This is a genomic window from Paenibacillus sp. FSL R7-0313, from assembly GCF_037969885.1.
In the GTDB taxonomy this organism is placed as follows: Bacteria; Bacillota; Bacilli; order Paenibacillales; family Paenibacillaceae; genus Paenibacillus.
Window position 1 is genome coordinate 2,881,764 of sequence record NZ_CP150219.1, and the last position, 14,062, is coordinate 2,895,825.

The following is a 14,062-nucleotide window of genomic DNA, read 5'->3' on the forward strand; positions in this document are numbered from 1 at the left end:
GGGAGATTCCAAGAGTCCAAGGCCTTGGAGCAGGAGAGCAATTCTCTCCACTTTCAGGAACGGGATTCGGCGTTTACGCTTGCGTAATATGCCCCTTCGCTACCAGCTGATGCTGCTTTTTCTGTTATTCGCCATTGTACCTTCCGTAGGACTTGGGTTGCTTGTGAACTGGACGGTGGAGCGGGTAGTTGAGCGACAGGTTGAAGGTCATACCATGCAGCTGATTGGCAAAGTGAATGAAGCTCTGAACAGCAAAATGGAAAATTTGCAAAACATGACCTACCTGATTGCCTTTGACCCGGATATTGATGCTTTTATGAACGACAAAATGCCACCGAATGATGATGCAGGCATCGAACCGATGAACATGGACACCAATGCCGCAACGGAGCAAAATCGGTTATATGGCATCAAGCAAACCTTGCAGGGGTTCACAACGTTGTATCCTGAAATCGCCGGGATTGTTCTTGTTAATGAACGTGGTGACTATATTAGCAACGAGATGTATCCCCGGGCGGAACAGAGCCTGATCCAGGAAAAATGGTATCAAAAAGCTTCGGCCAATCCGGGCATTTTCATGGTATTGGGTCAGCCAAAAGAGCGTAATCTCACGACACATGTACGGTACAAGGACGATGAGATTGTATCGGTTGCACGTTCCATAACGGATGAGGCGTCAGGACGTGTGCGGGGCGTTATTATGATTGATCTTAAACTAAGGTCCGTCTCTCAGGCTGCCCGTAATGTAACCTTGGGGAAATCCGGTTATGTGATGGTGACGGATGCAGAGGGTCAAAGTGTATACAAGCCTGAGCATCCGCTAATAGAACACATTCCCACAGACTGGTTCCCCTCCAGTGAGAGTGGAACGTTTACCGCCGATACAGAAGGTGGAACGTTATTATTCATGTACCAGTCGTCTACCTTTACGGGTTGGAGAACGGTAGGGGTATTTCCCACAAGAGACTCGATCTCGGAAGTGCGCCAGATCCAGTTTTATGTGGTTAGCTTTGTATTTGTGGTGTGTTTGTTTGGCCTGAGCGCCTCTTTATGGTTCTCCCGTTCTATTGCTCAGCCCATTTTCCGGCTCATGTCCTATATGCGCAGGGCGGAGACCGGCAATCTCAGACCAGGCCGCTGGAGCGATCGCGCTGACGAGATTGGCATGCTTGGCAACAGTTATAACCGAATGCTGGCACAGATTAGACAACTGATATCACTAAATGAATTGAGGGAGCGGCAGAAGCGCGACGCTGAAATGCGAAGTTTGCAGGAGCATATCAAACCACACTTTTTATACAATACCTTGGATACGATTCATTGGATGGCACGCAAAGAAGGTGCAGAAGATGTGTCCGGCATGGTTGGCGCGTTATCTCGATTATTTCGCATAGGGCTCAGTAAAGGACAGGATTACATTCCACTGCACTCCGAGCTTGAGCATATGACCAGCTATCTGCAAATTCAGCAGACACGATACCGCGATCGTCTTCAGTATACATTGAATATTCCAGAGGAACTGCGGGACCTTTTTGTGTTAAAGCTACTGCTTCAGCCCCTGATAGAGAATGCAATCTATCATGGAATCAAGGGCAGGCGTGGGCCAGGACACATTCGGGTGGAGGCCAGATTGGAACATAACAGACTGCTGCTGACCGTTCAGGATAATGGAGCAGGCATGTCCAACGAACGACTGGCCGAGATGCAGCAGCTGCTCGAAGCTCCTCTAGCAAGTTTGGAAGCGTCTTCGCCTGGGATGACAGGCAAAAGTTATGGAATGTTGAATGTGCAGGCCCGTCTCCGGCTGTCCTTTGGCGATGAGTACGGTATTGAACTGGAGAGCCAGGAAGGTGAAGGAACGAGTGTGACCATCATTCATCCGTTGATGCGAGAGCTCCCACCAATCCAGCAAATCAATAATGAAGAGAGGCAGGAGAATGAATGGGAAAATTCATAAAATCGACCGTGACAACTTCCACTGGGATAGATGAGACATCCGAATCAACCAAGGTAATGGAGATTACGCCGGATAGCCACATGGCAAAGAAATACCGCGTGCTCATCGCTGATGATGAACCGATCATTCGTGAGGGGATTCGGGATGCCATTGACTGGACAACTCTCGGGATGGAGGTTGTTGGTGAAGCGGAAGATGGCGAGGAAGCGCTGGAACGGGCGGCTGACATGGGTGTGGATATTGTTCTCGTTGATATGAATATGCCATTCCTGAACGGAATCGAACTAATCCGTGCCCTTCAGCAGAAGTGCTCGGGCTGTCGTTACCTGATCATCTCGGGACATGATGAATTTGCATATGCGCAGGAGGCGGTTCGTCTTGGCGTAGAGGATTACATCTTAAAACCTGTGCAAGCAGAACAATTATATGCTGCACTTGAGCGATTGCATCAGCGACTTACTGAAGAACACCAGAGGACGGCATATGTACAACAGGCAGCTCATCAGATTGAACGTAATATCCCGCTGCTTCGCCAGCGATTTATGCTGGAGTGGTTGGAGGGGCAGGCTGAAGGGAGGGATCTGACGGAGCAGCTTGTGTTTTTGCGGTTACCCGCCGTCCCACCTGTGCAGATTGGGGTCGTACGCTGGCCTGCCGCTGAAGCTCGTCAGACGATACTGAGAGAAAATGATCGTCAGTTGTTTCTGTATGCAGTGGAAAATATAATTAGTGAACTACTGGGGGACGTGCCACATGTCCTGTTTCGGGACGTAAGCGGGTTGATCGGCATATGTCTGTGGCAGGAAGCCCCTGAAGAAATAGAGTCCCTTCTGGAACAGCAGATCAGTTCTTGCCTGAATATTGCCATTCATGCTCATGTGGAGACACATGCAGGGACACTGGAAGAAACGCCGGATACGTACCGTCATTGCCGGGAACGGGTATACGGGGAAGTGCAGTTGTCGCCTCTGGTTCGCCGGGCAAGACAACTTATTCACGAAGAATATGCCGAGCGGGAACTGACCCTGGAATCGCTCGCTTCCCGTCTACAAGTATCTGCCGTATATCTTAGTCGTGTGTTGAAGAAAGAGCTGAATGATTCCTTTGTCACGCTTGTCACCCATGCTCGCATTCGCAAGGCTATACAGCTGTTGGACTCAACAACACTTCCGATCCACACCATAGCTGAGCGTGTAGGTTATGACACCCAGCATTATTTCAGCACCGCGTTTAAGAAAACAATGGGCATTTCGCCAGTGCAGTATAGAAAGAACGGGGGAACGGCTTATCATCCTTCTGCGAATTAAATATAATATGTAGCATATGAGGCCAATCAAAAGACTTACCTCAACAGAAATAACCGCAATACTTGATCATTAAGACGTATGATGAAAGAGCTGGATGTGTTCTACTTCGTGTGAAGCGAAGTGGAGCATGTCTTTTTTTTGACTCTGTTATGGTATCTCATGGGTCACACTTGAACTTTAAGCGTTTCCATCAAAAGTTAAATTTTTATAAAAAAGGTTCAAAACGTGCAAAGACCTTACGGCTTCTCCAATGCTACCATTGGTCTCAGACAGGAACACAAAGCAACAGAATGTACCACATGCATTGTAAGCGTTATCTTAGAACTCATTCAGAACCGTATGACGTGAGGAAAGGGGAACTTCATATGAAAAAAGGAGCAATGCTCATCTGGCTTCTGGTGATGACCTTGATGCTCTCGGCCTGCAATCTGGCAGAGAGTGGGCCAGGCAGCAAAGAAAAGGGATATGTCGGTATATCGATGCCAACCAAATCATCAGAGCGATGGGTGGGAGACGGGGAGAACATGGTCCGTCTGTTTCAGGAGCAGGGGTACAAAACCGATCTTCAGTATGCTGAGGACGTGGTTGAAAATCAGATTTCACAGATTGAAAACATGATCACCAAAGGTGTGGATGTGATGGTCATCGCGTCCGTGGATGGCAACACATTAACGGATGTAATCAAGAAAGCGCATGACGAAGGGATACAAGTGATCTCGTATGATCGGCTCATTCGCAATACGCCTTACTTAACCTATTACGCCACGTTCGACAATTTTAAGGTGGGTGTGCTTCAAGCCTCCTACATCGAACAAAAACTTGGGCTCAAGGATGGAAAAGGACCGTATAACATTGAGCTGTTTGGTGGCTCTCCTGATGATAATAACGCCTATTTCTTCTTCGACGGTGCGATGTCTGTGCTGAAGCCGTACATCGATTCCGGCAAGCTGGTCGTGCGCAGCAAGCAGATGACGATGGCCCAGATTGCGACCTTGCGCTGGGACGGTGCATTGGCCCAGTCACGGATGGATAACCTGCTGAGTGCGTATTACTCGGGTGATCATCTGGATGCAGTATTATCTCCTTATGATGGAATCAGTATTGGTATCATCTCATCCTTGAAAGGGATTGGATACGGTACTTCGAACAAGCCGCTGCCCGTTATTACAGGACAGGATGCCGAACTTGCCTCGATCAAGTCGATTGTGGCCGGGGAACAGACGCAGACCGTGTTCAAGGATACGCGGAAGTTAGCCGAGAAGACGGTAGAGATGGCCAATAGCATTTTGCAAGGAAAACAGGCGGAAGTTAATGATACAAAATCATATAACAACGGAATTGAGGTTGTTCCGGCATATCTCTTGGATCCCATCTCCGTGGATCGTACAAATGTGGAGCAGGATATCGTTGGTACCCAGTATTACACGAAGGAAGAAATCGGACTGAAATAATACATGAAAGGAGCACATCCCATGGCCGGAATCATTCTGGAAATGAAAAACATCACCAAAACCTTTCCTGGCGTCAAAGCACTGGAAAATGTCAATCTGAAAGTCCGTGAAGGCGAAATTCATTCCATATGTGGTGAAAATGGCGCAGGTAAATCTACGTTGATGAAGGTACTGAGTGGTGTATATCCACATGGCACGTATGAAGGCGACATTTTATTTCAGGGCAAAAATTGTGAGTTCAAGGATATCAAGCAGAGCGAGGATCTGGGAATCGTTATTATCCATCAGGAGTTGGCCCTGATTCCCTACCTTTCGATCGCGGAAAATATATATCTGGGCAATGAGCGTGCCAGCAGAGGAATTGTCAACTGGAAGGAAACTTTTGTGGGTACAAGGGAGCTACTCTCGAAGGTGGGACTGAGCGAAAATCCAAACACGCTGGTATCCAGCATCGGGGTAGGCAAGCAGCAACTGGTCGAAATTGCTAAAGCGCTCTCCAAAAAAGTTCGGCTGCTTATTCTGGATGAGCCAACCGCTGCGCTGAACGAGGATGACAGTGAAAATCTGCTGCAATTGATGCTGGAATTCAAGAAACAGGGCATCGCCTGTATCCTGATCTCGCACAAGCTGAATGAGGTATCCAAGGTATCCGATTCCGTGACTATTTTACGGGATGGCAAGACGATTGAGACGTTGGATATGAAGAAGGAAAAAGTGACAGAGGACCGGATTATTAGCGGCATGGTAGGACGTGATCTCACCAGTCGTTATCCGGAGCGTCATGCCACCATTGGTGAAGTTATCCTTGAGGTAAAGGACTGGACGGTATATCACGAACATCATGCCGAGCGGAAAGTACTGGATCAGATCCATATGAATATCAGACGTGGGGAGATTGTAGGCATTGCTGGGCTGATGGGCGCTGGACGTACCGAGCTTGCGATGAGTATATTTGGCAAATCCTATGGCCGAAATATTTCGGGGCAACTCATCAAGAATGGTAAACCGATCCACAACAATACTGTCACGGAGGCCATTCAGAACGGATTTGCTTATGTGACAGAAGACCGCAAGGAATACGGACTCATTCTGATGGATGACATCAAGCGCAATATTTCCTTAACGGGTCTCAGCAAGCTGACGCGAAACGCGGTAGTGAACGAGCGTGAAGAAGTGCTGGTGGCGGAAGAGATGAAGAAAAGCATGAACATCAAAGCACCTAGTATTTTGCAGAAGACCGGTAATCTGAGTGGTGGCAACCAGCAAAAAGTGGTGCTCAGCAAATGGATTTTTGCCGGACCGGATATTCTTATCCTGGATGAACCTACCCGCGGCATTGATGTGGGAGCGAAATTCGAAATCTATACGATCATTCATCGGCTTGCTGCGGAAGGCAAGGGCGTGCTGGTAATCTCATCCGAGCTTCCGGAGGTTCTTGGCCTGTGTGACCGGATCTATGTGATGAATGCCGGGCGAATCACCGGTGAAGTCAACCGGGAGCAAGCATCGCAGGAAACGTTGATGAGATATATGACCAAGTCTGGAGGCGGCAAGCATGGAAATGATAACAAAGCTGTTCAAAAATAATATCCGTCAATACGGCATGATTATTGCCTTGGTAGTGATTATGCTTTTGTTCGAGGTACTTACAGGCGGGCTGTTGCTCAAGCCGATTAATATTACAAATTTGATTTTGCAGAACAGCTACATTTTGGTGCTGGCGATCGGAATGGTGCTGGTCATCATTACCGGGCATATTGACCTGTCTGTTGGTTCCATTGCAGCCTTTGTGGGTGCCGTTGCCGCGATTATGATGGTTGATTGGCAGCTTCCGGCTTGGCTTGCAGTCATTGCTTCCTTGCTAGTTGGTGCTTTGATCGGTGCATGGCAAGGCTTCTGGATCGCGTATGTGCGGATTCCGGCATTTATCGTAACGTTGGCAGGGATGTTGCTGTTCCGCGGCTTAACGATGATTGTCCTGGAGGGGCAATCGATCTCTCCTTTCCCGGGTGGATTCCAGAAAATAAGTTCGGGCTTCCTGGCAGACATTCAATTCTCAGGCTTTGGTCTGGTATCGATCATTGTTGGTCTTGTGCTCACCGTCTGGTACATTGTCAATGAGCTGCGTGAACGCCGTTCCCAGCGAAAATATGGATTCGAGGTCGTGTCACAGGGACTGTTCTTGCTCAAGTTGATTGTGGTGGCTGTTGTGACGAATCTATTTACGTTTGTACTCGCAAGTTATGCAGGTATTCCGAATATTCTGGTCCTGCTCTTTGTCCTGATCGTTGTGTATTCCTTCGTTATGAATCGTACTGTCATGGGACGACATGTGTATGCGCTTGGAGGTAATGAGAAGGCCGCAGGTCTGTCCGGTGTCAAAACAAAAAAGGTAACCTTCTGGGTTTTCGTGAACATGGGTACGCTTGCCGCGGTATCCGGGTTAATCTTCGCCGCACGTCTGAATGCGGCTACGCCAAGAGCGGGCACCAACTTTGAGCTGGATGCCATTGCGGCCTGTTTCATCGGTGGTGCTTCCGCTTCAGGGGGCATAGGTACGGTATTTGGTGCCATCATCGGTGGTTTGGTTATGGGTGTGCTGAATAACGGGATGTCCCTGATTGGTCTCGGTATTGACTGGCAACAGGGGATTAAGGGATTGGTACTACTGCTCGCTGTAGCGTTTGATATCTATAATAAAAATAAAAGATCAGCGTAACACTGGATAAAATGAAAAAACAGACCTTGATCTCAGGATCAGGTCTGTTTTGCTGTATGCCCAACTTAGTTACATCAAGGCATCGAGGAAACGTGTGGCGATTCCAAAATAGATAAACAGGGACAAGATATCATTTAATGTGGTGATTAACGGGCCAGAGGCAACAGCCGGGTCGACTTTGAAACGACTAAGCAGAAGCGGGATGCAGGTACCGGTCAGTGTACCAATGACAAGAGTGAGGAACAGAGACACCCCAATAATGGCGCCTAGCAGCCAGTCCCCTTGCCAGAAATAAGCGATGACAGTAATCAGCAACCCACAGACCAAGCCAATCATTATGCCTACCTTGATCTCCCGACCAATCAGTGCGAGTACAGTGGCTTTGTCGAGTTTGCGTCCGATCAGTCCGCGTACCACAACAGCCAGAGACTGCGTTCCTGTGTTACCGGTCATACCTGCGATCATCGGCATGAAAAATGCCAATGCCACAACCTGATTGAGTGTATCCTCAAAGAAATCCACAATACTTCCTGAGATTAGACCAATCAGCAGCAATAGAATGAGCCAGGGAAGTCTGCGTCTGACGGCAACAAGTGGTTTGGTATCAAAGTCGATATCCTTGCTGCCACCCCCCATCTTGGCCAAATCTTCACTGGCTTCGTCCATAATAATATCGATGACATCATCCATCTGAATGATACCGCATAATCTGTGATTTTCATCTACCACCGGAAGTGCAATGAACTCATAACGCTGTAGAAGCTGTGCTGCTTCTTCCTGGTCCATATCAACCGTTGCATGGATCACCCGCCGGGTCATCAGTTCTTCAACCTGGGTCTTATCGTCAGCCAAGGCAAGGGATCGATAACTCACGACACCGACCAGTTTGCCTTCATTATCGGTTACATAGAGATAACTAGAGGCTGAAATATGCATGGTACCTTGCGATTGTCGTAAGGCTTCCTTGGCTGTCTCATGAGCGAGCAGGGTCCGATATTGATCTGTCATGATGCGTCCTGCCGTTTCCGGCGGATAATTAAGCACGGATCGGATAATGGCAGAGTGGTCCAGATTCATGTTGGACAGCAATTCTTCTCTGCGTTTGGCAGGCAAATCGTGCATGAACCGGATCAGGTCACTTTTGTCCATCTGCTGCATGACTTCAAGTGTTCGTTCCGGCCCAAGTCGTTCAAACAGTTGAATCTGTTCGTGCAGCTTCAAGGTCTCGGCGAGATCCGCCAGAGCATCAGGTTTGAACAGGAGCAGAAACCGATTGGTTTCTTCTTCAGGGAACTTTTTATATACAAGTGAGAGGTCGTAGGGATGCAGTTCTTTCACCAATTTATAGAAGTGGGGAAGGTTCCGGGATTGTACATGTTGTACGAGTTGTTCGGTGATCTCCTCCACGGAGAAATCTTTCTTGGTATGAGGTTCGTTCATATCGACACTCCTTTCTATTCGGTCAGCTTCATATTTTTAAACGAAATAGGTTGGCGGTTAAACAAATGGAGAAAAAAAGAGAATATCCAAAATGATATTGTAATCTTGCTCAAACATTCGATATGGGCTTACAAACAGCCGCTGCAAGGATATACTTGTTGTATAGCAACAGACGAGGAGGACATGCGCTAGTGGAAGCAGATATCAGAACACAATTGCTCAGCATGGTTGAGCCGGAGTATCAGAAATTCTCGGCTGCGCTTATTCCCAACATCACGAATGTACTAGGTGTAAGGTTGCCGGCCTTACGAAAAATTGCCAAGCAACTTGCCGCCGGGGACTGGCGCACGTATCTGGAAACGGCAGAGGATGAATATTTTGAAGAAGTGATGTTGCAAGCAATGGTCATTGGACATGTCCAGGCTGATCTGGACGAACTGTTAAAGGCTATTGAAACATTTGTACCGAAGATTGACAACTGGTCGGTGTGTGACAGCTTCTGTGCGGGACTGAAATATACGAAGGTCCATTCGGAGCCGATGTGGGTGTTCTTGCAGCCCTATCTGAGATCAGATCAAGAATATGAAATCCGGTTTGGCGTGGTAATGCTGTTGAATTTTTATCTGAATGAGAGATATATTGATCAGGTTCTGACCGTATTGGATCAGATTAGTCACGAGGCGTATTATGTGAGAATGGCAGTTGCTTGGGCCATCTCAATGGCCTATGTGAAACAACCTGAGGTGACTATGCGGTATCTAAAGGATAATACCTTGGACGATTTTACGTATAATAAGGCACTTCAGAAAATCACGGAATCTTATCGCGTTGATCCAGAGAGCAAGCAGATAATCCGCAGTATGAAACGTAAGGTGAAGAAGCAGATTACCTCCTAGTTCTAGCATTAAGCATTCCACCGGGGAGAGGGCGATAAACGGATGAGAAAAAAGTTGATGTACACTACGATGCAGTTGGACGGTCGTCCATGGGTGCTGCTCGCTACGGAACAAGGATTGTGCCGAGTGGTCATGCCCAACGAAACACTGGAGGACTGGAATGGCTGGATACAGAAAGTTGCACCTGGCGTGGAACTGGAAGAGAACGAGGATGCTCTGAAACAAACAGGTATGATGGACTGGTTACAGTCCTATTTTGCAGGGGAACCGATGGCTTATACAGATGCGATCCCACTGGACTTGATCGGAACGAACTTCCAGCAGGAGGTATGGAGAGAGCTAGGGCGTGTGCCTTATGGTGAAATTCGGACCTATGGTGATATAGCTGCTGCGATTGGAAGACCTTCGGCTGTGCGAGCGGTTGGGGCTGCAAATGGAGCCAATCCAATTCCAGTATTGTTACCCTGCCACCGTATTATTGGGGCTAATCGCAAGCTGACAGGGTTCCGCGGAGGTTTGGAGATGAAGCGCAGACTGCTGGATATCGAACAGATTGAAGGTGTGACCGATGGAGGGCATGCGCGGTTTCATTTTTAATGGAAGAGGGAACATAGAAGATTAAGGTGATATGGACAGGGCAGGCACTTCAGTGTGTCTGTTTTTTGCATGTATTAATGTAGCGTAATACAAACGTTCCGCATATGGAACACCAACGTTTTACGTATTTTTGCCCTGTGAAACCGTATGGTACCATGGATCATAGATCAATCGGTATCCGGGGTACGTAATGCCGGGTAAGAAAAGAGGGATGACATGATGAAGCAGGCTTATTGGTTAACAAACGTGAATGTGGAGCGGGGTTATGTTTGGGAGGGGGAACAGGTGACGGGGACACGGACAAGCCCTGCTCATCTGCGGATTGAAGAGGGAGTGATCGCGGAGATTGTGGAAGGAAACAACCCGCTGTCTAGCGATCTACCACAAGTAGATGGCAAGGGACTTCTGCTGTTGCCTTCGTTCGAGGAGGCACATATTCATCTGGATAAAACGTACTACGATGGGCCGTGGACAGCGGTTAAACGTATCTCCAGTATTTTCGAACGTATTGAAGAAGAGAAGGTTCTGTTGCCCAAGCTGCTACCAGATGCGAAACGTCAAGCGGAGAGTATTCTGACCTTGATTCAGGGGCACGGCTCCACTCATGTGCGTAGTCATTGCAATATTGAACCCGTCAGTGGCTTGAAAAGACTGGAAGCGACGCGGCAGGCTCTGGAATCATTTTCGGGCAAAATCTCTTCGGAGATCGTGGCTTTCCCGCAGCATGGACTGCTTCGTTCCCATTCAGTGGAGCTTATGGGCCAAGCGATGAAGGAAGGTGCAACACATGTAGGCGGACTTGATCCTCATACGGTGGATGAACAGATCGAGAAATCATTGAACGCCATGGTTGAACTGGCTGTTCAGCACCAGGCGGGCATCGATATTCATCTGCATGATGGAGGGCAGGCCGGCAAACAAACACTGCAGGAGCTCGCGAATCTGACCGAAGCAGCAGGGCTTCAGGGTAAAGTTACGGTAAGTCATGCATTCTGGTTCGCCCGCGCAGGGCAGCAGGAAGCGGAAGAACTGGCGCAGCGAATGGCTTCGCTTGGGATGAGCATTGCTTCCACGGTGCCCATTGGCAGAACGATGATGCCTCTTCCCATGCTCCACCGTATGGGTGTGAACGTGAAGCTGGCCACAGACAGCCTGACGGATCACTGGTCTCCTTTTGGCAATGGGGATCTGCTTGAGAAAGCGGGACGATTCGCAGAACTGTACGGTTATAGTGACGAATTGTCCTTGTCTCAATCTTTGGCATGGGTAACAGGCGGTATTACACCGCTGGATTCACAAGGGGAACAGGTATGGCCGAAGGTAGGCAACACCGCGAGTTTTGTATTGGTGCATGCGAGTTGTTCGGCGGAAGCCGTTGCGCGGCGATCTGCGCGGCAGGCCGTATGGTACAAGGGGCAATTGGTCAGCGGATCAACAGCGGATTGAGGAAAATAGAGCGGGTGAAGCCACGGGAAACCGTGGTTTTTTGGCATGGGAGAAAAAGAGGAAAGAACTGTTCGCATATACCACATTTTGGGTTATGATGGACGTAGTTAATGAAGGGAGTAATTCAAATGAAGATTGAGTATGCAACGGAAGCTGACTATGACTATATCATTGAAAGAGATCGGCATATCCATCAGCCACTTGTGAAAACGAAGATTCGTGAGAAAGAAATATTCATCCTATGGGACGAGGACGAGGGATCCAGAGTTGGATGGATGAGGTACGGATACTTTTGGGACAACCTTCCCTTCATGAATATGATCTGGATTGATGAACCCTATCGAAACGGCGGATTTGGCAAAAAAGTGGTGCATCACTGGGAAAGTCTAATGAAGCAACAAGGCTTCGATACCGTGATGACTTCAACGCAATCAGACGAACATGCCCAACATTTCTATCGAAAGCTGGGGTATGTTGATGCAGGGGCTCTGTTGCTGGATACACAACCCTTGGAGATTATATTGATCAAGAAAATCTAGTGAATAAGCCTGCAAGGAGAGAGGATTGTGGGTATGGAACAAGTGACGTTACGACCTATAACCAAAGAAAATGAATTCGAATGCATCAACCTTAAACCGCGGGAAGATCAGCTCGATTTGGTCGCAAGCAATGCGGATTCATTGATCCATGCGACGAAGGAGATTACGTCCAAACCATATGGCATTTTTGCAGAGAATCAGATGGTCGGTTTTATTTTATATGATAACGAGATTTACAATGACGGGTATTACTGGATTCTGCGCTTCATGATGGATGAGAAGTACCAAGGGAAGGGTTACGGCAAACTTGCTATTCAAGAAGTGATTCGTATGTTGCAAGAGAGAAGTGACTGCCAGCAAATCAGGGTATCCCATGTTCCGCATAACATTGCGGCAAATGCGCTGTATAAGCGTATCGGGTTTCAAGAAACGGGTGAGTTGGAAGACAACGGTGATATCATTTTAAGTTATCAAGTGAAATAACAGGGAGGGGAAGCTTGATGATAAGAGAGGCAGAAGCTAGGGATGCAGCGGTTATCGAAAGACTATATAAAGAATTATTGCCGAACAACTTAAACACGAAGGTACTGGCAGAACGTATTGAAGAGGTTCGGAATAACCCAAACAGTTTCTTGTTGGTGTATGAACTGGGTGATCAGGTGATCGGCACGGCTCATTTACATATTTGTCTGGATGCTTTGGTGGAAAATAGACCATTCGGCGTAGTTGAGCGGGTTATCATTACGGAACATGTGCAGAGCAAGGGATATGGATCTGAATTGATGAAACATATAGAGCATGTATGTGAGCAGAAAAATTGTGTGAAGGTGTTTCTTACGAGCGGATCATCCAGAAACGAAGCACATCACTTTTATACGAAATTGGGGTACAACGGAGAATCCAGCAAGGCATTTAAAAAGTATTTATAACGTATAACATTCATCAAGGAAAAGGAAGTAGAAGCAAAGAAATGAAAGATAACAAACATCCGGTTCAAGATCTCCGACTCATCGTTACCTTGCTCGTGGCTACTATATGTTGTCTAGGTGTTGTGATGTATTTACGTGCCCAAACAGATACGAATATGTATCGATTTTTAAGTTGGGATATGTTCCTGGCATGGGTACCATTCATCATCTCATCCTGCATTAGATACATATCAAATAAAAAAGTAACGAAAATGAGCGCGATATGTATAGGGTTGATGTGTGGAGTATGGCTCTTTTTTCTGCCCAATGCGACCTACCTTTTTACGGAGATTCTGCATTCATTCAGATATTTTGATGCTCAAGGGGAGGTTAGATTTTGGGTTAATATTGATTTTTGGCATAGTCTCACCCTGACGTTTGCCGTAGCAATTATCGGATTGCTGCTCTCGACTTGTTCGATCATTCAAATCCATGGCATGTTAAACAAATTAATCAATAAGTACATTAGTATGATGGTTGTCGGTTTTATTTTGCTCTTAAGCAGTATAGGGGTCTACATTGGTAGATTTAATCGGTGGAATTCGTGGGATGTATTATCCCGGCCTGGGAAGATCTTCGTGGATCTTGTAAATGATTTCAATGCAGCGAACAGCATGATGGTTGAGTTTGTCGCCATTGTATTTACGGTTCAACTTTTTGGCTACGTTATCGTATCTTTGCTAACCGCAAGGTCTAGCAATTAATTACTTCATTTGAAAGGGTAAAGGAGGCAATATCACAC

The 14,062-nt window shown here is 47.4% G+C and carries 13 protein-coding genes; 12 read left to right on the forward strand and 1 reads right to left on the reverse strand.

Annotated features, from left to right (window positions below; all coding sequences use genetic code 11):
- Nucleotides 1-88: 88 nt before the first annotated feature.
- From NSQ38_RS12620 to mmsB, 5 genes are all read left to right on the forward strand, one after another.
- A complete protein-coding gene (locus tag NSQ38_RS12620; protein ID WP_339790511.1) occupies nt 89-1,957 on the forward strand; it encodes a sensor histidine kinase in 1,869 nt (622 codons plus the stop codon).
- Nucleotides 1,958-2,037: 80 nt separating this feature from the next.
- Complete coding sequence (locus NSQ38_RS12625; RefSeq protein WP_339790514.1) at nt 2,038-3,264, forward strand: response regulator; 1,227 nt, start codon at nt 2,038-2,040, stop codon at nt 3,262-3,264.
- A 365-nt stretch (nt 3,265-3,629) separates the two neighbouring features.
- Nucleotides 3,630-4,715, forward strand: coding sequence for a multiple monosaccharide ABC transporter substrate-binding protein (gene chvE / locus NSQ38_RS12630; RefSeq protein ID WP_339789582.1), 1,086 nt, complete (start codon nt 3,630-3,632; stop codon nt 4,713-4,715).
- A gap of 21 nt (nt 4,716-4,736) precedes the next feature.
- Nucleotides 4,737-6,302 (forward strand): multiple monosaccharide ABC transporter ATP-binding protein, encoded by a 1,566-nt coding sequence (mmsA, locus tag NSQ38_RS12635; protein WP_339789583.1) that lies wholly within the window; start codon nt 4,737-4,739, stop codon nt 6,300-6,302.
- Nucleotides 6,271-7,434: a multiple monosaccharide ABC transporter permease gene (gene mmsB / locus NSQ38_RS12640; RefSeq protein ID WP_036674453.1), complete on the forward strand. Its 1,164-nt coding sequence runs from the start codon at nt 6,271-6,273 to the stop codon at nt 7,432-7,434. Before mmsA ends, mmsB begins: the two co-directional genes overlap by 32 nt.
- Before the next feature lie 69 nt (nt 7,435-7,503).
- On the opposite strand, the gene mgtE is transcribed toward mmsB, so the two are convergent.
- Nucleotides 7,504-8,874: a magnesium transporter gene (mgtE, locus tag NSQ38_RS12645; protein WP_339789585.1), complete on the reverse strand. Its 1,371-nt coding sequence runs from the start codon at nt 8,872-8,874 to the stop codon at nt 7,504-7,506.
- Between the two features lie 191 nt (nt 8,875-9,065).
- Here mgtE and NSQ38_RS12650 point away from each other — a divergent pair, with 191 nt between their 5' ends.
- The 7 genes from NSQ38_RS12650 to NSQ38_RS12680 all read left to right on the forward strand — a co-directional run bounded on the left by NSQ38_RS12650 (nt 9,066) and on the right by NSQ38_RS12680 (nt 14,024).
- Nucleotides 9,066-9,770 carry a DNA alkylation repair protein gene (locus NSQ38_RS12650; RefSeq protein ID WP_133385830.1) on the forward strand — a complete coding sequence of 235 codons (705 nt, stop codon included), beginning with the start codon at nt 9,066-9,068 and terminating at the stop codon, nt 9,768-9,770.
- A gap of 42 nt (nt 9,771-9,812) precedes the next feature.
- The gene (locus tag NSQ38_RS12655) at nt 9,813-10,367 is read left to right on the forward strand and encodes a methylated-DNA--[protein]-cysteine S-methyltransferase (protein ID WP_036617114.1); all 555 of its coding nucleotides are present in this window, start codon (nt 9,813-9,815) and stop codon (nt 10,365-10,367) included.
- A 219-nt stretch (nt 10,368-10,586) separates the two neighbouring features.
- Entirely contained in the window at nt 10,587-11,813 is a 1,227-nt protein-coding gene (locus NSQ38_RS12660; protein WP_339790517.1) for an amidohydrolase, read from the forward strand.
- Nucleotides 11,814-11,941: 128 nt separating this feature from the next.
- Nucleotides 11,942-12,352, forward strand: coding sequence for a GNAT family N-acetyltransferase (locus NSQ38_RS12665; protein ID WP_339789588.1), 411 nt, complete (start codon nt 11,942-11,944; stop codon nt 12,350-12,352).
- A gap of 33 nt (nt 12,353-12,385) precedes the next feature.
- On the forward strand, nt 12,386-12,835 hold the full coding sequence (locus NSQ38_RS12670; protein WP_339790520.1) for a GNAT family N-acetyltransferase: 450 nt from the start codon (nt 12,386-12,388) through the stop codon (nt 12,833-12,835).
- 17 nt (nt 12,836-12,852) lie between these two features.
- Nucleotides 12,853-13,281 carry a GNAT family N-acetyltransferase gene (locus NSQ38_RS12675; RefSeq protein WP_339789590.1) on the forward strand — a complete coding sequence of 143 codons (429 nt, stop codon included), beginning with the start codon at nt 12,853-12,855 and terminating at the stop codon, nt 13,279-13,281.
- A gap of 41 nt (nt 13,282-13,322) precedes the next feature.
- A complete protein-coding gene (locus NSQ38_RS12680) occupies nt 13,323-14,024 on the forward strand; it encodes a DUF1361 domain-containing protein (RefSeq protein ID WP_339789592.1) in 702 nt (233 codons plus the stop codon).
- Nucleotides 14,025-14,062: the final 38 nt, after the last annotated feature.

Bases quoted from the DNA above. Each gene is read 5' to 3' on its own strand.
- NSQ38_RS12620 (WP_339790511.1), top strand. From the start codon at position 89: ATGCCCCTTCGCTACCAGCTGATGCTGCTTTTTCTGTTATTCGCCATT.
- NSQ38_RS12625 (WP_339790514.1), top strand. From the start codon at position 2,038: ATGGCAAAGAAATACCGCGTGCTCATCGCTGATGATGAACCGATCATT.
- chvE (WP_339789582.1), top strand. From the start codon at position 3,630: ATGAAAAAAGGAGCAATGCTCATCTGGCTTCTGGTGATGACCTTGATG.
- mmsA (WP_339789583.1), top strand. From the start codon at position 4,737: ATGGCCGGAATCATTCTGGAAATGAAAAACATCACCAAAACCTTTCCT.
- mmsB (WP_036674453.1), top strand. From the start codon at position 6,271: ATGGAAATGATAACAAAGCTGTTCAAAAATAATATCCGTCAATACGGC.
- mgtE (WP_339789585.1), bottom strand. From the start codon at position 8,874: ATGAACGAACCTCATACCAAGAAAGATTTCTCCGTGGAGGAGATCACC.
- NSQ38_RS12655 (WP_036617114.1), top strand. From the start codon at position 9,813: ATGAGAAAAAAGTTGATGTACACTACGATGCAGTTGGACGGTCGTCCA.
- NSQ38_RS12660 (WP_339790517.1), top strand. From the start codon at position 10,587: ATGAAGCAGGCTTATTGGTTAACAAACGTGAATGTGGAGCGGGGTTAT.
- NSQ38_RS12665 (WP_339789588.1), top strand. From the start codon at position 11,942: ATGAAGATTGAGTATGCAACGGAAGCTGACTATGACTATATCATTGAA.
- NSQ38_RS12670 (WP_339790520.1), top strand. From the start codon at position 12,386: ATGGAACAAGTGACGTTACGACCTATAACCAAAGAAAATGAATTCGAA.
- NSQ38_RS12675 (WP_339789590.1), top strand. From the start codon at position 12,853: ATGATAAGAGAGGCAGAAGCTAGGGATGCAGCGGTTATCGAAAGACTA.
- NSQ38_RS12680 (WP_339789592.1), top strand. From the start codon at position 13,323: ATGAAAGATAACAAACATCCGGTTCAAGATCTCCGACTCATCGTTACC.